Raw genomic sequence first — 23,360 nt, 5'->3', positions numbered from 1 at the left:
ATTAAGAACTATCTAAATTTGATTGTAAATGGTGGGTATTTCGAACAAATTTAGATGCTACTTTAGATCTACTTTCTAACTTTTTTTGCTAATTAAATTTTGATGCTTGCATTTATAAGTCTAAAGTTATAGATTAGAAATAGTGTTTGTTTTACAAAATTTTCTTAAGGAAGTAGTTAGTTGTAGTAAAATGTATTATTTTGTATTCGATATTTTATTATGGGTATTATCTTGTATAGAAAGAGGGGAAGAAGAAAACGAAAATAGTATAAACGGTGGAATGTATGTGATCATTTATTCAAAATACGGTATGTATTTATTAAGATTCAAAGCATTATTCAATTTGTCTTACATACTTTTTAAAACATGAAAACGCTTATATTAACAAAAATGGCTAATATAAAACAGGAGGATATAAATGAAAAAAATAATAGTCCTTTGCTTAATTCTAGTATTAATCTGTACTATAATACCTGAAACTGGCATTAATGCAGTTAATAGTGATATAAATGCAAATAGCATTGTACAAGAAATAGAGAATGAGATTGATAATAAAAGCGAGACTTATACTGAAGAAATAGATGAAATTAACTTTATAAAATCAGTTGTTGAAACTCCATTTGAGGGAAATAAAGAAAAGTACTTGATTAAATTTAAACAGCAGAATCAAAGGAAAAGTTTCAACATGGAAATAGTTAATGCAACTAATGACGATTCAATTGGCATAATAAACTCCCTTGATGTTATCTCACTAGAACTTACAGAATCACAGTTAGAAGAGTTAATAAATAGTGATATCGTAGAAAATTATGAAAAAGATCAACAAATCGAATTATCAAATATTACTCAACAGAACATTAACGATAATATTATTAGTTCAGGAAATCAGATAGTTCCTTGGGGAATATATTCCACAGGTGCATATTACTCTAACTCAGTCTCACCAGAAGGAGAAAAAGTTAAAGTAGCGATTTTTGATACAGGGATTGCTGAACACCCTGAACTACCTTTATCAGGCGGAGTTTCTTTTGTTGAATCTGAGGAAGGTTTTTTAGATGAACATGGTCATGGAACACAAATAGCCGGTTCTATTGCAGCAATCGACGATAATAGGGGGATTGTTGGAAGTACAAATAATATAGAATTATATGCAGTAAAAACCATAGATTCTATGGGGAAAGGGTATATTAGTTCGGTTATTAAAGGAATAGATTGGGCAATAGATAACGATATCCAAATTATTAATTTAAGCTTTGTAGTTAATGAATATAGTCTATTATTACATGAAGCTATTCAAAATGCCTATAATAACGGATTACTTATTATAGCGGCGGCGGGGAATAAAGGTATGGGGGAGAATACAATTCTTTATCCCGCACTTTTCCCAGAAGTATTAGCTGTTGGTGCTATAGACAAGTCACATAATAGAGCATCTTTTTCAAGTACTGGACCTGAATTAGATTTAGTTGCTCCTGGTAGTCTTATATTAACAACAAATCGTTTTGGAGGATATAGTGTTACCTCAGGCACTTCTATTGCGGCTGCACATGTAACTGGAGCGGCAGCATTAATTATGTCTAAAAGACCTTACTCAACTCCCTCTGAAATTACTGAGTTAATAAAAAATTCATCGACAAATTTAGGTGAATCGTTTGAGTATGGAAATGGATTAATAAATGTCGCTAAAGCTTTAGGTTTACGGAATGAACCATTTCCACCGATATCAACTGGTGGAATTGAAATAGATGAAACGAATATTTGGATACCTTCCAACGAAGATGGAGAGTTAAATATAGCATCTTACGATCAAGTCGGAGACGGCCAAATAATATTTGCTGGTGAAACAGCCAGGGTCTCAGTCAAACTTAACGGAAATCAAAACGGACAGAATATTCATGAAAAAATAGAAGTATCTGTTTATCCTGTAAATGATAATCATAACATAATATTATATGACGAAATATTAAATCCGGTACTATTCGAAACGATATCCTTTCAATGGGAAACAACTGAATCAATACTTCCAGGAATGTATATGATCAAATTCCACTATCCAGCTCGCCCTACAGGAGAGGATGATGATTACTTTGTTATTCACATACAACAGAAGGGAAATGCAGCACCTACAAACCTAGTTGCAATTCCATCAGGAAATAGTATTAAGTTTAGTTGGACACCGCCATTAGAGGCGATATCATATTCTATAATGTTAAATGGTAACTTTATTGCAGAAACAAGTGAAACAACTTTTACATTTAATAATCTACAACCATTAACGCAATATAGATTAGCCGTTGCAGCAATATATCCTGAAAACAAGATCAGTAATTATTCGGAAATAGTTGTAAGAACGACTATTGAAGAATTAATTGTATATACTCCAATTGATGTTGAACAAGAAGCATCTGAAAGAAAATTTCTATTTAGGCCTGCATCAAACGGAGTATACAGATTTTTCACAAGTGAGAATTTCTCAAATGGAAAATCAAGTGATACATTATTAAAAATTTATGCAGATAGCCAAATGACTCAACTTTTAGCCAGTAATGACGATTACGATGGCTCAATATTTTCTGAAATTAGGCAAAGTATGTCACAAGGAAAAGAGTATTATATTAGTTTATCTACATTCGGCAACGCATCGTTGTCGGCTAGAATTGTAGCAGAAGTAATCACTTCAGAAATTCCGTATATTCAGCAAGATATACCTGTAGATGTTAATGAATTAGCAGGTAACAGTACAGTATATATTTTTGTTCCTTCAACAAGTGGTAAGTATAATATCTTTACGAGTTTTTATTCTGGGAGAATGAGTAGTAGGCAGAATGACACGCAATTAAGTGTTTTTTCTGATATAAACCTCACTAGTCGACTGCCAAATGGATTTAATGACGATACTGATGATTCAGTGTTTTCCGAGGTTTCTATTTCTTTAACACGCGGTATTCCTTATTACGTTAAAATCAATGGTTTTGATGATACAAAAGTGTATGCTCGTTTATTAGTAAATAAAACTATTGAAGTACCTATACCGCTAGAGAGTAAATCCCCGCAAGTGATTAATAAACTAGCAGGTGAATATGAATTGTTCCAATTCTCACCTAGTGTATCAGGGAAATATAGATTGTTTACATCTCCATCTATACTGAATACAAACCAATCTATTGATACTGAAATAAAAGTTTATTCTGATTCTAGTTTAATAAATATAATAGCTCAAAATGATGATGTTAAGGGAAACAAACCATATGGTTCTCTTTATTCTATGTTAGAACATAATCTTATAGCAGGTAATAATTATTATATTATCGTTAGTAATCATGATTCTAGCTCCGCATGGAGTACACGGTTTATGATAGAGGATTCTTTTCATAGTAATAGAGAAAATGCACAAGTAATTCAATGGGATGAACTGATAGAAAAAGATTCAAAAGATAATTTGCTTACAATATCGTCATTATATGATGTTGATTATTTTCGTTTACAGTTAGATGAATTCAAACAAGTTAGTTTTAATCTAGAAAAAGCTTCAGGATCTATTGAGGACGAGCAAGGAAATGTTCTTGTTTATATTGGTAATTTACTAGATAGTGTTTTTGAATTTCATCCTGGCACTTACTATATAAGAATTCAACATGATGTTCGGGGAAAAACAGGTTTAATGCATTCTTCATTGTTTAACGAATATCCATACTGGCTGGGTTCATATATAAATGAAATTGATTATGGCCCAGATAATATTAATCTTTTTTCTAGAGCAAGTGCATCCTGTAAAAAAGTAGATCCTAAGGCTTTTGATGCAACTCCAGGCCAACATGGATGTGTTCAATTTGATTATAAGAATAAAGTAAATACAGATGGTTTAATATTTGATGTATTCGCTAAAAATCAACTGTCTATTAAGGTCTATTCTGGTAATCTAGGATCAAAGTATGCTAACACTAATACAGTTGTTAAATGGGACGGTACAATAGACGATTTCACTGATAAATATGCAAATTATAGAGAGGTAAAAGTACTTCCAGCAGGCTATACACAAAGGGAATATTACGCCAAAAACGGTAAGTACAACATAATGGTTTATCCTAAAGGTAAAAAGAAATATCAAGTAACGTACGAAGTTTCTGTAAGTAACGATGCCACAAATGAATATAATTGGGTTCCTATTCCACCGATGGAAGATGAATATGGTAAGGAGGTAACAGCAGGTAATAAAGGTAAGTGCAATGTTTGCAGAAATTACTACTACAGGTATGTTTATGATATTAATAGCGATATTGTACCGGATACTGGGTATGCAGGTTGGTCAGCAGAAATATACGGGAAAAATGGGATGGAAAGATTTTGGTCAACTATAGATCCAACAGATTGGGACGATAATAAATCTATAATTGACAATATTCAAGAATTGGCAAGTGATGTAGGAATGATACCTGTAATAGGTGAATGGGGCGATGGATTTAATGCAGTTACGTATTTAATAAGAGGGAAGTACGTTGATTCAGTAATATCTGCTGCTTCATTATTCCCCTTTATGGATTGGATTATAAAAGGGGGAAAAAGAATAAGGGTTTCTGGATTAAAAAAGTATACCCCTACGTATGCTAAAAACCCATGTAATTGTTTTGCGGAAGGAACTACAGTACTAACAAATAATGGACATGCAAATATTGAAAATATTAAGATAGGAGATTTAGTATTATCAAAGAATGAAATTACTGGGGATTTAGCATACAAAGAAGTAGAGAATATATTTGAAAAAACTGCATCGGAATTATATGTTATTAATGCTGGTGGAATTGATATATCAACAACGTACAATCACCCTTTTTGGGTGGTGGATAAGGGATGGGTAATTGCAGAAGACTTAGTTGTTGGAGATCAATTACAAACGAGTAATTCAGAGTTAGTCAAGATTGATAATATTATTGTGAAACAGCAATCAGCAAAGGTATATAATCTAACAGTAGCTGATTATCATACTTATTTTGCAACTGAATTAGAAATATTCACACATAATCTTGATTGTTATAATTACGATATTAATAAATTGTCTACAACACTAAGCAAAGCATATCCAAAAAGTGCAACTCCCAGTACTATTTTAGGTAGTGAGCTAACAAAATCAGGATATTCTAAACCGAATATTTCTCAAAATGGTATTACAAATTGGGAGGCACATCATATTGTTCCTGCTGGGGATAAAAGGTTTCCAAGCGCAGTTCGGGCAAAGACAATACTAGAGAAGTATAAAATTGATGTCAACTCATCTGCAAATGGAATATGGCTCCCTGTTAAGAAGGGGCACGTTTCAGTAGATGTTGTAATCGATGAAACTACTCAAGTAATTTTGAAAACTGCGACACATAACGGAGGACATACACAAAATTATTATGAATATGTATTGAAACAAATAGAAAAATACGATGGTCATCCGAACGCACAACAAGAAATAGTGAAAGCTCTTCAGAAGATAAGAAATGACTTGTTATCTGGAGAAATTGTAATTGGCAAATTAAAATAGATTTGTGAAATTAAATATATTTAAAGAATAGGATGATAATCTAAATGAAAGTATGGGAAATGAAATCTGATTTAAAAACTCTAGTAATAATGCCTTTAATTTATTTAGAAGATAATGTTGATTTCAGCATATTGGATGAATACAGTAGTAAAATAAGATTCGATGGATCATTTGTTAATGATTGGAAACCATTCGAATTTGTTTCATCACATAGAAAAAAAAGCAAAAGCGACATTGTTTATATAAGAAGTGGAACTCCTGTTTTTACAAAGAACGCAAAAGAAAAACTTTCACCTTATATTTCTGATGCAGTCCAATTCCTTCCCATTGAACATGAATTAGAGCTTTATTTGGTTAATGTTATAAATGTAATAGATGCAGTAGATTTTAGCCGATCTATATGCAGTGATTATTCAATAAAAGGGTTTAGCGAATTTGAGAAAATTATATTTTATGAGGATATCGTTAAAACTCAGATGATTTTTAAAATTAAAGAAAATTCAATAAATTATGTATATGTTACTGATGCTTTTAAAGAAATTGTTGAACGATCTAAACTAAAAGGTTTTGAATTCATAGAAGTATGGGATTCTGAGATGACAACGGAAATAGAAGCAGGGATGAAAAGAACATTTAAAGATGCAGTAGACCAAAATAGTCAGTTTGATGAGAACTCTTTGGATTGGAATAATGCTTACCTGTTAGTAGAATCAGATAAAGCGGTTGCAAGTGGTGAATGGAAACTTCAGAAAGATAAAAATGGGCAGATTATATTAGGACGTCTTACAGTAAACTTATCCTATGTATGGATGGATCCTGATTATTATCCTCCTATTGTACTAACATTAAAATGGAATGAAGTTGAAAAATCAGATATCTAATACGCTTGTTATTATATGGAGGGGTTAAGCTTGAAAAGAAGTATAAGCATTATGTTAATAGTTGCTATGCTATTAATAATGATACCTAATCAAATATGGGCGGCTTCGGACACGGAGCCCCCCGTTACTACAATAATACTTACTGGGAATCAGGGAAGTAATGGCATTTATTATGATAAGGTAACTATTGAGTTAATAGCATCAGATAATAATTCTGGTGTTTCCAGAATACAGTATCGCCTCAATAATGGTTCATGGAATAATTATTCAGGGAAAATTAATCTTGTTGATAGTAAAGTTTATAAAATTGATTATCAGTCAATTGATAATAATAATAATATTGAACCTTTTCAAACTAGTACCTTTACGATTAAACCTGATTTATCATCTCCTTCAACATCTATTTTTTTAAACGGAGATTTAGGTGAAAATTCCTTTTATATTGGACCAGTTTCAGTACATTTTACTGCAATTGATCATCAATCGGGCATTGATTATACAGAGTATAGCCTGGATCTAGGAGTCACATGGAAAAGGTATGTATCAACTTTTACAGTTGATGATCCGGAAGAAAATGTTATATATTATCGCTCAAAAGATAAAAGCGGGAATATGGAAAAAGTAAAGAAAACGAAAGTTAATATGGATACGCTGCCACCTTCCTCACCAGATATTATATTAGACCCAGATGATTGGACAAATTTAGATGTTCTGGTCAGTATAGCACATGGTATTGACGAAGAAAGTGGAGTTAAGAAGTCGCAATATCGAATTGGGCCAAGTGAATTGTGGATTGATTATGTAGATCCTTTTACTATTAGTGAGCCTGGAAAAGTTGTTTTTGCACGATCTATTGATAATGCTGGAAATATTAGTGATGAGAATTCAATTGAGGTAAAAGTAGATCGTAACAATCCTAGTGAGCCGGAGATAGCCTTAAGATACGAATCTGATTGGACTAATGAAGAAGCAGTTGTTTACATAACAGGTAGCTCCGATGAAGAGAGTGGCTTTAGAAGATATGAGTTTAAAATTGACGAAGGAGACTGGCAACATTACGCGGGACCAATTTTTATCGAAGAAGAAGGGATATATAACATATCTGCTAGATCGATGGATTGGGCAGGTAACTACAGTTCTGTTGTTCAAAAAATAGTAAGATATGATGGAACTGCACCAACACCTCCAACAACATTTGAAGTATTAGGACTTAATTATAAACAATTTACTCTTAATTGGAGTGGAGAATACGATAAGATAGGCGTTATAGGATACGATATTTATTTAGATAATGTTAAGATAGCAACTACTAACGAACCTAGGTATTTATTCAAAAATTTAGATGCCAACAAAGAATATCAAATTGAAATAATTGCATTTGATGAAGCTGAGAACTATTCAAGTAAAAGTAGTATATTTGTTGTGGAAACGCTATCTAAGCCAAAACTTGTAAATTTGAATTATAACAAAGCAGGAATGTTCTATTTAAATATGGACGGAACTGTTATTTTCTGGAGAGATTCAGGAGTGACCCAAAAAGTTCCAATTAATGATGTTGTTGAAATTAAAGCATCAGAATACGCTACCTCTATAGTAGTTAAAAAAAAGGATAACACTCTTTGGGAAATAAGTGATTCCTTGAGCCCGGTTTTTTACGAAAACTCTCAAGATGTTGAAGAAATAAATCTCGATAGTGGTATTCATATTATAAAAAAAGATGGTACTGTGTGGAAATATAATGTCAATACTAAACAATTCGAAAAAATACCCAACTTAGAAAATATAGTGTCATTGACAGTTGAGTCGGGTTACTTGCTTGCTTTGGATAAAACCGGTGTTGCATGGGGATATGGTGTTAATTTTAGGGGTCAATTAGGAGATGGAACTATTGAAACTAGAGCGACTCCGGTTAAAGTATTAACAAATCAAAAGTTTAAAAAGTTATATACTCGAGGTGAAATTAGTGCAGGAATAGGTTTAGACGGCGGATTATACATGTGGGGGTCACTTCGTTATATGGAGAGACCAGTTGGAAGTGTTCAGTATCTTGCAACACCTGGACGAGTTACTTATGATAATGGACGTAAATATTTGGAGAATGTTGTTGACTTCATTATTTCCCAAGAAAGCTTATGGGCATTAGATGCAACTGGTAATGTATGGGCATGGGGCTATGATGTTGATGGTAGACTGGGATTAGGGGTAATGCCTCCATATGGAACAAGACCAGAAAAAACTACTCCTAATCTTGTTAATTACCCACAAAAAGTGGGAATAGATAACGTTTCGCGTATATTTAAGACTGAAGAAGGAGGCGTGCTCGCTGTTAAGCGTGATGGATCCGTTTGGGCATGGGGCAAAAATAGTACTGGTTATTCAGCAACCGGTGATAAATTGATCAAAATATTGCCAACAAGAAGTATGTATCCGACATTTGAAAGATTTGAGAATAGGGCAGTTAGAGATGGAGAATATCGATATTGGTATTATAATGAACAAAATAATAATGTAGTTCCTTTAGTAATTACAAAGCCAAATGCACCAACTACATTAGAAATTACTCAAATGTCAGACAACAGTTTTCATTTAAGCTGGATAGGACAAACCGATTATAACTATGAGATATTTATAAATAATAAATTAATTGGCAGTACCGCGCAAAATGATTTTTTGATTCAAAACCTACTTGCGAATCAATCCTATGTAGTAAAAGTAAGAGCTGTTAATGAAATGTTATATGTATCTGATTTTAGTGAAGGTATTACGATAGAAACAATTAACGATACACTTTCACCAAGTGTACCGGCCAATCTTTCTACGTATTATATATCTAGTAATAAGATTGGTATTGAATGGGAAGATTCAATTGATAATTTTGGTATTGACCATTATGAAGTTCTTTTAGATTCAGATGTAGTTATACAAACCAAAGGGAATAAATTCTTGTTCAATAATTTACTAAGTGATAATGAGTATACTTTTAAAATCAGAGCTGTTGATTTATCTGGAAATAAATCCGATTTCAGTGATTTATTAATAGTTAAAACCGATGAGTTTAAATATGACTTTAGTAGTAGATTAGCTGTCTCATCGACATCAAATTTTGTCATTTTTGTTAAGGAAGATAATACAGTTTGGTCATGGGGAGCTAATGACTCAGGACAGTTAGGAGATGGCTCACTATTTAGCAGATCAAATATTGCCAAGGTTGAAGGATTGAATGATGTAATTGCTGTTGCTGTTGGAACCTCCCACAGCTTAGCCTTGAAATCAGATGGTACCGTATGGTCGTGGGGCGATAATAGTGCGGGTCAACTCGGAGACAATAGTAATGTATCACGATCAATTCCGCAACAAATTTCAGGTTTGGAAAATATAGAGAGGATTTCTGCGTCTGGTAAAACAAGTTTTGCTCTTCAATCTGATGGTACTTTATGGGCTTGGGGAAACAATAGTTCATATCAATTAGGCGATAAAACTAATGTTAATAGGAACATCCCAACTGCTATAGAAATAACAGATGTCAGTCAAATAATTTCCGGAAATGACGTATCTTTTGTTGTTAAACAAGATGGAACACTATGGGGCTGGGGAGGTAATTATAAGCTCGGAAAAGGCTCTAGCGGTGCACAAGTAGAACCGATAGTAATTCAAGGCTTAAGTAATATTAAGAAAGTAATAGTCGGTGATTCTCACGTATTAGCAATGGAGAAAGATGGAACAGTGTGGTCTTGGGGATTAAATAACTTTGGTCAACTCGGGAGGGATGGTAGTAATCTTATTCCAGGAATAGTAACAGAATTACCAAAAGTAAAAGAAATTGGAATTGGCGCATCTCATAGTCTAGCTGTAAAAGAAGATGGTGGTATATTAGTATGGGGACTTAATCGTTATGGTCAATTTGGTATAGGTAATGTTTCATACTCCTTTACTCTTGTACCTATTAATGAAATAGAGAGTGTTGTATATGCCACGGGAGGGACAGAGTTTAGTGTCTTACTAAAAGAGGATGGCTCCTTATGGACTTCTGGATATAATATTACTGGTCAACTAGCTGATGGTACAATTGAAACAAGACATCAATTTGATCAGGTGAAAGAAAATAACAGTCCTGTTGTTACTCTTAAATATCCTAATGGGACAAAAGAGAATCCTGCTATTACTAATATCACAACTCCGGTTATAAGCTGGATTCAGCAGGATGATGCACTTACCGTATTTACAAATTACCAAGTTGAAATTCGAAAAGAAGACGGAACTTTGTATTTTGATACTGGAGAGGTAGAATGGGCTAATAAAGGAAATAGAGGTACATGGGATTTAATTGAACCTCTTGAAGAAAACGAAAAACTACAAGTGCAAGTACGTGTTAAAGATGGCCGGCTGTGGTCAGAATGGTCAGAACCAGGTTGGATCGAATTGCGCGCAACAGCTGAGAGTTCGATAAGCAGCAGCTCGCAATATTCACTGTTACTTAAACCTAACGGTACGGTATGGTCTTGGGGAGATAACTCATATAGCCAACTAGGCGATGGAACCAAGACTAAACGATCATCAGTGGAACAAATAGAAGGTTTATCGAACGTCATTGCTGTATCAGCAGGAAGCAGTCATGGATTAGCGCTGAAAGCAGACGGGACAGTATGGTCTTGGGGAGGAAATTTCAGAGGACAATTGGGTGATGGTAGTACAACAGATAAGCTGACACCATTTCAAGTACCGAATCTGACAGGAGTGGTTAGTATTGCAGCAGGAGAGTATTCCAGTTTCGCTGTAAAGTCAGATGGGACTGTTTGGGCTTGGGGAGATAATTCCAATTACACATTAGGTGACCAATCTACTACGAACAGGACATCACCCGTGGAGATTAACATTGGAGGGGTCAAGCGAATTGTATCGAATACAGGTACAACCTTTGCAATCAAGATGGATGGAACGGTTTGGGGCTGGGGAAGTAACACAGGTAATAAGTTAGCCAGAGGCGGCGGAGGAGTTATCCATGCTCATACCCAACTAGCTACACTGTCTAATGTAATAGAAATTGCAGTAGGTAATTCTCATGTTTTCGCTTTAAAAGAAGATGGAACACTATGGTCTTGGGGAACGAATACGCACGGTGAACTAGGAATAGGCGGAGCTACAAGCACGCCACAATTTGTTCCTGGAATGACAGATGTGAGATCTGTAAATGCAGGAAGTAATAAGAGTTTGGCTGTGAAAGAAGACGGCAGCGTATGGGTATGGGGATATAATAACAATGGAGAATTAGGAACAGGGAATAAAGTTAAGCAAACGGCTCCATTGCAATTAAGTGGGATAGCAGGGGCAATGCAAGTTTCGGGCAGAGGAAGTTTCAGCGTCTTATTAAAGGAAGACGGTTCTTTTTGGGCTACAGGAAACAACACTTCTGGAGAACTAGGGGACGGAACAAATGTATCGAGACTTGAGTTTGTGCAGGTGAAGGAGAACAGCAGTCCAGTTGTTACTCTTCAATATCCGAAAGGAATGGAAGGAAATCCAACTGTTACTAATATACCAACTCCGGTTGTCAGTTGGAACCAGCAGGATGATGCGTTTACCATATTTACAAAGTACCAAGTTCAAATTCGAAAAGAAGATGGAAGTATGCACGAAGATTCTGGCGAGCAGAATCTGGACAGTTTGGAAGGAACAGGTGGCTGGCGAATAACCTCACCGTTACCGGAAAATGAAAAATTACAAGTACAAGTACGTGTCAAAGATGGCCGACTGTGGTCAGAATGGTCAGAACCAGGTTGGATCGAATTGCGTGCAACAGCAGAAAGTTCAATAAGCAGCAGCACGCAATTTTCATTGGCACTTAAACCAGATGGCACAGTATGGTCATGGGGGGGAAATTCATCCGGTCAGTTAGGCGATGGGACTAAGAATAACAGATCTTCCGCAGAGCAAATAGAAGATTTATCAAGTATCATTGCCGTAGAAGCAGGAAGCAGTCATGGATTAGCGCTGAAAGCAGACGGGACGGTATGGTCATGGGGGAGTAATTTAAGGGGGCAATTGGGTGATGGCAGTACAACAGATAAGCTGACACCATTCCAAGTGCCGAATCTGACAGATGTCGTTAGTATAGCGGCAGGAGAGTACTCTAGTTTTGCAATAAAGTCAGATGGAACGGTGTGGGCCTGGGGGGAAAACAACAGTAACCAGTTAGGCGATCAAACCGTAACGAACAGAACTTCACCAGTAAAAATCAACATTGAGGGAGTCAGGCAGATCGTATCGAATACAGGCACAACCTTTGCAATCAAAATGGATGGAACAGTTTGGGGCTGGGGAAGTAACGCATACAATAAGTTAGCCAGAGAAGGAGGAGGCACTCAAACGTCTCCTACGAAAATAGGTACCCTGTCAAATATTAAGGAAATGGTAGTAGGTTACTCTCATGTCCTCGCCTTAAAAGAAGATGGAACGCTGATGTCTTGGGGAGTAAATGCGTATGGTGAGTTGGGCAGAGTGGGAACCACAGGCCCTACGGTAAGCACGCCACAATTTGTTCCTGGAATGACAGATGTGAGATCTGTAAACGCAGGAAGTAATGAGAGCTTAGCTGTGAAAGAAGACGGCAGCGTATGGGTATGGGGATATAATAACAATGGAGAATTAGGAACAGGGAATAAAGTTAAGCAAACGGCTCCATTGCAATTAAGTGGGATAACAGGGGCAAAGCAAGTCTCGGGCAGAGGAAGTTTCAGCGTCTTATTAAAGGAAGACGGTTCTTTTTGGGCTACAGGAAACAACACTTCTGGGGAACTTGGAGATGGAACAAACGTATCGAGACTTGAGTTTGTGCAGGTGAAGAAAAACAGCAATCCAGTTGTTATTCTTCAATATCCGAAAGGAACGGAAGGAAATTCAACTGTTACTAATATCCCAACTCCGGTTGTCAGTTGGAACCAGCAGGATGATGCGCTTACCGTATTTACAAAGTACCAAGTTCAAATTCGAAAAGAAGATGGAAGTATGCACGAAGATTCTGGCGAGCAGAATCTGGACAGTTTGGAAGGAACAGGTGGCTGGCGAATAACCTCACCGTTACCGGAAAATGAAAAATTACAAGTACAAGTACGTGTCAAAGATGGCCGACTGTGGTCAGAATGGTCAGAACCAGGTTGGATCGAATTGCGTGCAACAGCAGAAAGTTCAATAAGCAGCAGCACGCAATTTTCATTGGCACTTAAACCAGATGGCACAGTATGGTCATGGGGGGGAAATTCATCCGGTCAGTTAGGCGATGGGACTAAGAATAACAGATCTTCCGCAGAGCAAATAGAAGATTTATCAAGTATCATTGCCGTAGAAGCAGGAAGCAGTCATGGATTAGCGCTGAAAGCAGACGGGACGGTATGGTCATGGGGGAGTAATTTAAGGGGGCAATTGGGTGATGGCAGTACAACAGATAAGCTGACACCATTCCAAGTGCCGAATCTGACAGATGTCGTTAGTATAGCGGCAGGAGAGTACTCTAGTTTTGCAATAAAGTCAGATGGAACGGTGTGGGCCTGGGGGGAAAACAACAGTAACCAGTTAGGCGATCAAACCGTAACGAACAGAACTTCACCAGTAAAAATCAACATTGAGGGAGTCAGGCAGATCGTATCGAATACAGGCACAACCTTTGCAATCAAAATGGATGGAACAGTTTGGGGCTGGGGAAGTAACGCATACAATAAGTTAGCCAGAGAAGGAGGAGGCACTCAAACGTCTCCTACGAAAATAGGTACCCTGTCAAATATTAAGGAAATGGTAGTAGGTTACTCTCATGTCCTCGCCTTAAAAGAAGATGGAACGCTGATGTCTTGGGGAGTAAATACGAATGGCGAGTTAGGCAGAGTGGGAACTACAGGTCCAACGGTAAGCATGCCACAACTTATTCCCGGGATGACAGATGTGAAATCATTGAATGCAGGAACCTATAAAAGTTTGGCTGTCAAAGAGGATGGAAGTGTGTGGGTATGGGGATATAATAACAATGGAGAATTAGGAACAGGGAATAAAGTTAAGCAAACGGCTCCATTGCAGTTAAGTGGGATAACAGGGGCAAAGCAAGTCTCGGGCAAAGGAAGTTTTAGTGTCTTATTAAAGGCTGACGGTTCTATATGGGCCACAGGATATAATACTTCTGGGCAACTAGGAGATGGAACCACCCTAATGAGATTTGTGTTTGTTCAAGTTATAGAATAGGGAATTTTATAAAAATTGATTGAAATAATAAATTGAAATTTTAAAGCTTATATAATTGGCCATCCTAAAATAGTAGGGTGGTCATTTTTCTGTTATTCCTTTTTAAGGAGTTTGTATCACATAGGTGACTTCAATCCTTTTTCTATGTTAGTATTAATACAGTTGCAGTTTATATATTCATTACGCTTTTAAAATAAATGAATCAAGTTAAGGAGCTTTGCCATGGCTGGAATCGATCATATACTGGAAAAATCGTTGCGAGGCGAGCGTATCAGCTTTGAGGATACGATGGAGCTGTTAGCTTCCGATGAAATTGAAAAAATGGGGCATACGGCTAATCAGATTATGCTCAAAAAGCACCCAGAGCCGATTACCACATTTGTTGTAGGCCGCAATGTCAATTATACAAATGTTTGTGATGTATACTGCCGTTTCTGCGCATTTTATCGTTCTCCGAAATCCAAAGAAGGCTACGTGCTGGAGGATGACGTTATTTTAAGGAAAATTCAAGAAACGATTGATGTGGACGGGACAGAAATATTAATGCAGGGCGGAACTAATCCGAACTTGCCATTCAGCTATTATACGGATTTATTAAAAAAGATAAAACAACATTTTCCGCAAATTACGATGCACTCCTTCTCGCCTGCTGAAATACAGAAGATGAAAGCTGTTTCAGAAGGATTGTCGCTGGATGAAGTGGTTTCCCAGCTGCATGCAGCCGGCCTTGATTCCTTGCCTGGCGGCGGCGCAGAAATACTGGATGACCGTACGAGAATGAAGATCAGCCGTTTGAAAGGCTCATGGACGGACTGGATGGATGTGATGAAATCAGCGCATCGTCACGGCATGAATACGACGGCGACGATGGTGTATGGCTTGGGCGAGACGATTGAGGAACGGGCTTTACATATGCTGCGCATTCGTGATGCCCAGGATGAATGTATAGCGAATGGCTATAATTCCGAAGGCTTCCTTGCATTTATATCTTGGCCGTTCCAGCCGGATAATACGAATTTGAAGCTGGAAAAAGCAAGTCCGGAGGAATATTTGCGAATTGTAGCGGTTAGCCGCATTATGCTTGATAACATCAAAAACTTCCAATCATCATGGGTAACGATGGGACCAGAGATGGGCAAGCTTTCGCTGCAATATGGCTGCAACGATTTCGGCAGCACGATGATTGAGGAAAATGTCGTATCTGCAGCCGGAACGACTCATAAAGTTAATATTGATTTAATTCTTCAACTGATTCGCGAGGCAGGGAAAATTCCCGCGCAGCGTGATACGAAATATAATATTTTGCGCGTGTTCAATGAGCACGACAAAGCTGAGCGCGACTTTGTTATGCAAAATTAATTTACAAAGCTTGTATGATATAAATCTTAAGCCAAGATTTATGTCCTACAAGCTTTTTTATTTGTTTGCTAAACCAAATTATATACATTCCAAACTCTTCTTCGTATATACCTCGATATTGAACCATATACTTAAACGGTAGAAAGGAGTGAGGTTATGGAACTATTTTGCCTGACGTTACCGAATGAAAATGAAAAATTGGAAAGCTGGGCGAATGATTTACAAAGGCTGCTTATTGACTGTATAAATCGTGATTTACATATACACACCAAGACTAGTCTTAAGAATGACTTGATTTCCTTTGAAATAAACGCTGCTCAGCAAATAAAGTGCAGAGGCAGACTGCCGGATTTTAAGCTTCAAGAGCATGGCGATATCGTATATAAGGGCGCTGCTGACGCTATTGCGCAATTTATTGTAAAAGAGCTTGAGTATATGATGCTTTCCAGCATTATTCAGCGCAAATATTCGCACTACACAAGAGCGGATAAAGAAACTATACTCAAATACAGCAGCAGTATGCTGGCGGGACAGGACTGGGATGGACTAGGCGCTAAATTCCACGAAGCAGATCAAGCAAGGCGCAGAAAAAAAGTTGCAGACGAGGCAGAGCTTTATTTGCAGCTCGAAACAGAAATGAATTTTGCGGGCTTTATTACGTTTCGCCTTGAAGCCTATCGCAAGGAGCTATCCGAAATTGTTGATTATGCGCTTGATGAATTTATGCTCGACAAACAGTACCAGGAGTTTATTTCGCTTCTTAAATATTTTGTTTATTTGCAGGATACTAAAGTTGATCATGTCCATTTGCTCCATAAGGGAGGACAAGAATTCCAGCTGTATGACGGTACCTTCCGATTAATTGAGCCTGAGCATGCAACGGATCGAATTGTAGCCGAGATGATTGAGACAGAGATGAATATTGATGATATGGTCATTAGTTCATTAATTTCTGTATCACCTAAACATATAACAGTTCATACGAAGCATCCGCAGCAGCAGGTAATACGAACCATCGAATCCATCTTTGATCAGCGTGTAACGATATGTCAAAATTGTATCTCCTGCAGCAGTCAGGTTGATGAGATGACGCAATCTTAAGCTGTTGCTATTGACCAGGCGCTTCCGTCCATATATAATTAATGGCGTAGAAAAGCTGTGACAAAGACATGTGCTCGCTAATCGCGATCGGAGCAGAGAGAGGAAACTAGGCTGAAATTTCCTTGCGTATCGCTGGCAAGTATACCACTTTGTAGCTGTACAGTTGAACGGGGCAGATTAGTATCTGCTTATAAGTAAGCTGTACCGGATATCTCCGTTACAGGATATGTGAGGACTGGATGCCTATTATTGGAGCAGATTAAGCAGAGTTTTGCTTAATATTTGCAATTGGCTGAAGTTGAAGCAGGGTGGAACCACGGGTAAAGCACAAGCACTCGTCCCTTTTATGGGATGCGTGCTTTTTTTGTGTCTTCAGAAAGGCTTAAACAGGCAAATCATTAAATGGATGATTCTGCAAAAATCTGTGCGGCAGCATAGAAAGCTGAATATTTTTTAGGAGGATGAAGAAATTGAGTATTAAGGTAACATTTCCAGATGGCGCAGTAAGAGAGTATGACGCTGGAACAACCATTGAAGATGTAGCAGGCTCTATAAGCTCCGGACTTAAAAAAAATGCTATTGCCGGCAAGCTGGACGGTAAAGTTGTAGATATTTATACACCGCTTGAACAGGATGCGGCTGTTGAAATCGTAACGGTTGAATCAGAAGCTGGTCTTGAAGTTTATCGCCACAGTACAGCGCACTTGCTAGCGCAAGCCATCAAACGCATTTATGGCAACAAGACTGTGAAACTGGGTATTGGCCCGGTTATAGAAGATGGCTTCTATTACGATATCGATATGGAGCAGTCGGTTACGCCAGAGGATCTTCTGAAAATTGAAAAAGAAATGAACAAAATCGTTGGCGAGAACTTGCCGATTCGCCGCAGAGTCGTTAGCCGTGAGGAAGCGCTCGAAATCTTCACAGAGCTGGATGACAATTTGAAGCTGGAGCTTATTCGCGACCTGCCGGAAGATTCTATCATTACGCTGTATGATCAAGGCGAGTTTTTCGATCTTTGCCGCGGACCGCATTTGCCTTCTACTGGCAAGATTAAAGCATTCAAGCTATTAAGCGTAGCGGGCGCGTACTGGCGCGGCGATTCCAAAAATAAAATGCTGCAGCGCATTTACGGAACAGCATTTGCTAAAAAATCCGAGCTGGATGAGCATTTGCACTTTCTTGAGGAAGCTAAAAAACGCGATCACCGCAAGCTGGGCAAAGAGCTTGGCATGTTTACATTCTCGCGCGAAGTTGGACAAGGATTGCCGCTTTGGCTGCCAAATGGCTCTAAAGTGCGCAGAACAATGGAGCGTTATATTGTAGATTTGGAAGAGCGTCTTGGCTATGAGCATGTATATACGCCTGTTCTTGCCAACGTAGAGCTGTACAAAATTTCCGGTCACTGGAACCATTACAACGAAGATATGTTCCCGGTTATGGAGATGGATAATGAAGAGCTTGTGCTTCGTCCAATGAACTGTCCGCACCATATGATGGTTTATAAGAGTGAAATGCGCAGCTACCGCGATCTTCCGATCCGCATAGCCGAATTAGGAACTATGCATCGTTATGAAATGTCAGGCGCTTTGACTGGCTTGCACCGCGTTCGGGCGATGACCTTGAATGATGCGCATCTGTTTTGCCGTCCTGACCAAATCAAGGATGAGTTTGCACGCGTGATAAGCTTGATTCAAAAAGTATACGAGGACTTCGGCATTAAGGAATACCGTTTCCGCTTGTCCTACCGCGATCCTCATGATACTGAGAAATACTTCCAGGATGACGAGATGTGGGAAATGTCTCAGCGCATGCTTCGCGAGGTAGTAGAAGAGCTAGGCCTGCCGTTTTACGAAGCGGAAGGAGAGGCTGCGTTCTATGGTCCGAAGCTGGATGTTCAAATTAAAACAGCGCTTGGCAAAGAAGAAACACTATCTACAGCGCAGCTGGATTTCTTATTGCCTGAACGATTCCAATTGGAGTACGTAGGCGAGGACGGCAAAAAACATCGTCCTGTCGTTATCCACCGCGGAATTATTAGTACAATGGAGCGCATGACTGCATTCCTTTTGGAAAACTTTGCAGGGGCGCTTCCGCTATGGCTTGCTCCAATGCAGGCTAAAGTAATTCCAGTATCAACTGCTTATGAAGGGTATGCGGTTAAAGTAACGGAGCAATTGCGTGAAGCGGGCATTCGGGTTGAAAATGATTTGCGCAATGAAAAGCTTGGCTACAAAATTAGAGAAGCCCAGCTGGAAAAAGCGCCATATATGCTAGTAGTCGGTGAAAATGAAATGCAGGCAGGAGCTGTATCAGTTAGAAAAAGAGGCGAAGGCGATTTAGGCGCTATGCCGGTTGAAGAGCTAATTGCAAAGCTTCAGCAGCAAATAGCAAATAAAGATTTGTCCTAGTCTATGAATAAGGCTTGCAGCATAGGGGCATTCTTCTTCTCAAGGAGGAGTGGTCCCTAATGGCTACAAGCTTTTTTTCTGTTCGGAAAGCAGCAGCATTATTTAGCTGCATGCTTTTGACTATTGCAGCCGGCAGCTTTACCGCTGATGCGAATGAGCATAAAGCTTCCGCAAATAGGCTGGACAGAGAGGAGTATCAGCATAGTGATACAGTAATTGAAGTGGTGGCAACCGGATATACAGCCGGTATCGAATCAACAGGCAAAAAGCCTGGCCATCCGCAATATGGCGTTACATTTTCTGGCGTCATGGTATGCCGTGATCAGGTTTCAACCATCGCAGCTGATCCTGCGATATTTCCAATCGGCTCGTTGTTATATATACCGGGCTATGGCTATGGTGTAGTAGCGGACACAGGAGCAGCCATCAAAGGCAATAAAATAGATCTTTATTTCGAAACGATCGACGATGTTTACAGCCAATGGGGCAAGCGAACTGTACAAGTGCAGGTGCTTAAGCGCGGCAACGGCAAGCTGACCCAGCAATGGCTCGATGAGATTAACCGGTCAGTAGAAGTAAATAAGCCAATCCCGCTTTACTTTCTGGAATCTTAAGGCTTGGATGAACAACCAGTTGGGTTGACATACTAAGCCTGTAAGAAGGAGGTGAGTGATAATGGCTAAAAATAAAATAAATAAAGGAACTCAGCTGCAAGTGAATAATCAACAGGAAGAATATGCTCAGGAGTTCGCTTATCAAAATTCCCTGGAAGAAAATAATAAGGCAAAGAAGAAAAAAACATCCAAAACAAAATAACGAGTGCATGCTGGTTCAATATACACAAGAGATTGCTGTTGCAGCAGCTTTATGCTGCGCAATAGCGGTCTCTTTTTTATTTAAATCAGTCTCTAGACTGAGCTATAATTCAATCGGTCGTCCCTTCAATGTTATTGCGGAGTTATATATACTAAAGCTACAATAGCATTAGGAAGCATAAGGAGCTGTTCAGCATGAAAGGAAACGTACTTAGCCGTATATTTACTGGACTTGTTATAATCGGCATCGGTGTAGTGTTTTTGATGCAGCAGACTGGCTATATAACACTATCCATTGGAGAAATAATATCCACATTTTGGCCGGTCATTCTTATTACAATCGGACTGAAGCAGGTATTTGCCCAAGAGTGTAATGGCGGCGGCTGGTGGGGAATATTTATGGTCGCAATAGGCGTTGTTTTCCTCGGAAGAAACTTGGAATGGTTTGATTGGTCAGTCGGCGATATAATCCGTTACCTCATCCCTGTAATTATCATTGGGGTAGGACTGCGCATGATGCTTCGTCCGAAGGCAACACAGCAAAAGCCTGAACAGGACGAGTGGCAATATTATCGCCCATATACAGATCAGCAGGAAGATGTTCCGCCAGCACCGCCGCTTCATCCAGATCCAACAAAGCCTGTAGAACCAGACAGTAAAGAAATGAAAAATGGTTACACTTCTGAGCAAGATGATTATATTCGCTCAGGTGCTGCTTATGACAATAATAAGCATTACCATGACCCGCACGCGAATGCAGCAGGAGATTTTGAAGACGGCTTTAACAAAGAGTCATTTAAGAAATACAAGGCGCAATTCAAGCAATACCGCAGAGATTACAAGCGTGACAAGCATAACCATCACAACCATCACGATGGCTGGTGGGATTACAGCTCCAAGTCAGAAAATCGCAGCAGCTTTATTGGCGACATCCATATTGGCCATGAATATTGGGAGCTTAAGCCGATGAACATTTCCCATTTTATTGGCGACACCGTACTTGATTTGACAAAAGCAAATGTGCCTTCAACGGAAACGCGCATCAATATTTCCTCTTTTATCGGCGATGTTAAAGTATATGTGCCGAATGATTATGAAATTGCGGTACAAGTCGTTTCAAGCGCATTTATCGGAGATGTCAAAATATTAGGCCGGCGCGAGGGCGGTATTTTTACTAATGTAAACATTGAATCGCCGCTATATAGAGAAGCAGAGAAAAAAATAAAAATTGTCGTTAGCACGTTTATCGGCGATGTTCGAGTAACTAAGGTAGGGTGAACGACAGAATGATCGTAAATTTAGTTCGCAGCAGCAAATGGGAGTTAATTGGCTTGTTTATTGCCGGAGCGGCAGTTGCGATGGGCGCGACCTTCGCTCTCTGGCATTATTTGGAGCCGAGAGTCAGCTTGAATGAAGCCAGACTCTACTCCTTTTCCTTGTTTATACTTTTAAGCGGCGGATTTGGCTATTGGATTGCCCAGCGTTATGCTGGACGAATAGAGAGGCTGCACATTGGGCTTAAGCAAATTGTGAACGGGAATTACGAGGAGCGTATTGCAATTGAAGGCCATCACTCCTTTTTGCAGCTGTACAAGCAATTTAATGAGCTGGCAGCAATAATAGAGGAGAAGATGAAGCTGCTTCAGCATATGGGCGAGGAAAGGCTGCAGCAATCAGCCTCTAATGAAGCAGCCGTTCATGAGGAGCGAAAACGGCTTGCCCGTGATTTGCATGATACAGTGAGCCAGCAGCTGTTTGCGATACATATGTGCGCCTCATCGCTTTCAAAGCTGCAGCAGGTTGACGCATCCAGAGCCGAATCGGTATTGGAGCAGCTGGTGCAAATGTCCAATCTGGCACAGAAGCAGATGCGGAATTTCATTGCGCAGCTGAGGCCGATGGAGCTGGAGGGGCGTACACTGCAGGAGGCGCTCGGCAAATGGTTTCCGGATTTTTGCCGGCAAAATAATTTGCAGGGCGAGCTTGAATGGCGGATCAGCTCTACATTAAGTGAAGCGAAGGAGCATCAACTATTTCTTATCGTGCAAGAAGGCATGGCCAATATTGTCAAGCATGCGAAAGCTCAGCATTGCACGCTTACGATTAGCGAGAATGAGCGGCAGGTTGTAATGACGCTGGCGGATGACGGGGCAGGCTTCAAGGTGGAATCGGTGAAGCGCGGCTCTTACGGCTTATCGACTATGCAGGAGCGGGCTCAGAAGTTAGGCGGAGCAGCTGAAATTATGAGCAAGCTAGGCAGCGGAACGAGAGTAAGAATTACTATTCCGAAATTGTAATAAGGAGAATGACAGGCAATGAGTGTACAAAATACGATTAGAGTAATGATAGTCGATGATCATGATATGGTTCGCATCGGCTTGCGCACCTATTTGATGCTTGATCCTAAGCTGGAAGTAATCGCTGAGGCGGATAATGGACTGAATGCATTGGATTGGCTGAAGCAATGTCCTGCGGAAGAGCAGCCCGATATTATTTTAATGGATCTTATGATGCCGCAAATGGACGGAATTGAAGCAACCAAGCAAATTACTGCTTTATATGACCATATTAAAATCGTTATGCTGACCAGCTTCCTGGAGGACGATAAGGTATATGCTGCCATAGAAGCAGGTGCAGTAAGCTATGTGCTGAAAACAGTGTCGGCAGAGGAGCTCGTTTGGGCGATCGAAGGTGCGATTAAAGGAATGCCGGTCATGACCTCCGATGTATCACAAGCACTGACAAGAGGACTAAGACAGCAAGCCGCACTCACCGGCGATGAGGATTTGACTGAGCGCGAGAAAGAGGTTCTGTTCTTAATCGCAGACGGACAATCCAACAAGGAAATTGCTGAGGAGCTTCATATTAGCATTAAAACCGTAAAAACACATGTCAGCAATTTGTTGATGAAATGCGAGCTGGAAGACCGCACTCAGCTGGCAGTACTTGCACATCGCAAAGGCTGGGTCAAATAAATATGGAATGGAACTGACATTATCGGCAGATAATGACCATCAGTTCTTTTTTTTATGTAGTTTTAAAATCC

11 protein-coding genes are annotated in these 23,360 nt (G+C 39.1%); all 11 read left to right on the top strand.

Annotated elements, in window-relative coordinates:
* Positions 1-418 precede the first annotated feature (418 nt).
* The 11 genes from V1L65_RS19285 (at position 419) to V1L65_RS19235 (ending at position 23,289) form a co-directional block, all read left to right on the top strand.
* Positions 419-5,524, top strand: a complete 5,106-nt coding sequence (locus V1L65_RS19285) for a S8 family serine peptidase (RefSeq protein ID WP_331700865.1) — start codon at positions 419-421, stop codon at positions 5,522-5,524.
* A 44-nt stretch (positions 5,525-5,568) separates the two neighbouring features.
* A complete protein-coding gene (locus V1L65_RS19280; protein WP_331700864.1) occupies positions 5,569-6,405 on the top strand; it encodes an imm11 family protein in 837 nt (278 codons plus the stop codon).
* A gap of 30 nt (positions 6,406-6,435) precedes the next feature.
* Positions 6,436-14,628, top strand: coding sequence for an RCC1 domain-containing protein (locus V1L65_RS19275; RefSeq protein WP_331700863.1), 8,193 nt, complete (start codon positions 6,436-6,438; stop codon positions 14,626-14,628).
* Between the two features lie 222 nt (positions 14,629-14,850).
* Positions 14,851-15,987: a cyclic dehypoxanthinyl futalosine synthase gene (gene mqnC / locus V1L65_RS19270; protein WP_331700862.1), complete on the top strand. Its 1,137-nt coding sequence runs from the start codon at positions 14,851-14,853 to the stop codon at positions 15,985-15,987.
* Positions 15,988-16,143: 156 nt separating this feature from the next.
* Positions 16,144-17,088, top strand: coding sequence for a putative sporulation protein YtxC (ytxC, locus tag V1L65_RS19265; RefSeq protein ID WP_331700861.1), 945 nt, complete (start codon positions 16,144-16,146; stop codon positions 17,086-17,088).
* A 470-nt stretch (positions 17,089-17,558) separates the two neighbouring features.
* On the top strand, positions 17,559-19,499 hold the full coding sequence (gene thrS, locus V1L65_RS19260) for a threonine--tRNA ligase (RefSeq protein ID WP_331700860.1): 1,941 nt from the start codon (positions 17,559-17,561) through the stop codon (positions 19,497-19,499).
* 59 nt (positions 19,500-19,558) lie between these two features.
* Positions 19,559-20,113 carry a 3D domain-containing protein gene (locus tag V1L65_RS19255; RefSeq protein ID WP_331700859.1) on the top strand — a complete coding sequence of 185 codons (555 nt, stop codon included), beginning with the start codon at positions 19,559-19,561 and terminating at the stop codon, positions 20,111-20,113.
* Between the two features lie 61 nt (positions 20,114-20,174).
* Positions 20,175-20,315, top strand: a complete 141-nt coding sequence (locus V1L65_RS19250; RefSeq protein ID WP_331700858.1) for a hypothetical protein — start codon at positions 20,175-20,177, stop codon at positions 20,313-20,315.
* A gap of 194 nt (positions 20,316-20,509) precedes the next feature.
* Entirely contained in the window at positions 20,510-21,592 is a 1,083-nt protein-coding gene (gene liaF, locus V1L65_RS19245; protein WP_331700857.1) for a cell wall-active antibiotics response protein LiaF, read from the top strand.
* 8 nt (positions 21,593-21,600) lie between these two features.
* The gene (locus V1L65_RS19240; RefSeq protein WP_331700856.1) at positions 21,601-22,611 is read left to right on the top strand and encodes a sensor histidine kinase; all 1,011 of its coding nucleotides are present in this window, start codon (positions 21,601-21,603) and stop codon (positions 22,609-22,611) included.
* Between the two features lie 18 nt (positions 22,612-22,629).
* On the top strand, positions 22,630-23,289 hold the full coding sequence (locus tag V1L65_RS19235) for a response regulator transcription factor (protein ID WP_331700855.1): 660 nt from the start codon (positions 22,630-22,632) through the stop codon (positions 23,287-23,289).
* Positions 23,290-23,360: the final 71 nt, after the last annotated feature.

This window comes from Paenibacillus sp. IITD108, from assembly GCF_036541265.1.
GTDB lineage: Bacteria > Bacillota > Bacilli > Paenibacillales > Paenibacillaceae > Pristimantibacillus.
Note: the sequence above shows the minus strand (reverse complement) of the source record. Positions and strands in the feature narration are given on the sequence as shown.

Bases quoted from the DNA above. Each gene is read 5' to 3' on its own strand.
- V1L65_RS19285 (WP_331700865.1), top strand. From the start codon at position 419: ATGAAAAAAATAATAGTCCTTTGCTTAATTCTAGTATTAATCTGTACT.
- V1L65_RS19280 (WP_331700864.1), top strand. From the start codon at position 5,569: ATGAAAGTATGGGAAATGAAATCTGATTTAAAAACTCTAGTAATAATG.
- mqnC (WP_331700862.1), top strand. From the start codon at position 14,851: ATGGCTGGAATCGATCATATACTGGAAAAATCGTTGCGAGGCGAGCGT.
- ytxC (WP_331700861.1), top strand. From the start codon at position 16,144: ATGGAACTATTTTGCCTGACGTTACCGAATGAAAATGAAAAATTGGAA.
- V1L65_RS19255 (WP_331700859.1), top strand. From the start codon at position 19,559: ATGGCTACAAGCTTTTTTTCTGTTCGGAAAGCAGCAGCATTATTTAGC.
- V1L65_RS19250 (WP_331700858.1), top strand. From the start codon at position 20,175: ATGGCTAAAAATAAAATAAATAAAGGAACTCAGCTGCAAGTGAATAAT.
- liaF (WP_331700857.1), top strand. From the start codon at position 20,510: ATGAAAGGAAACGTACTTAGCCGTATATTTACTGGACTTGTTATAATC.
- V1L65_RS19240 (WP_331700856.1), top strand. From the start codon at position 21,601: ATGATCGTAAATTTAGTTCGCAGCAGCAAATGGGAGTTAATTGGCTTG.
- V1L65_RS19235 (WP_331700855.1), top strand. From the start codon at position 22,630: ATGAGTGTACAAAATACGATTAGAGTAATGATAGTCGATGATCATGAT.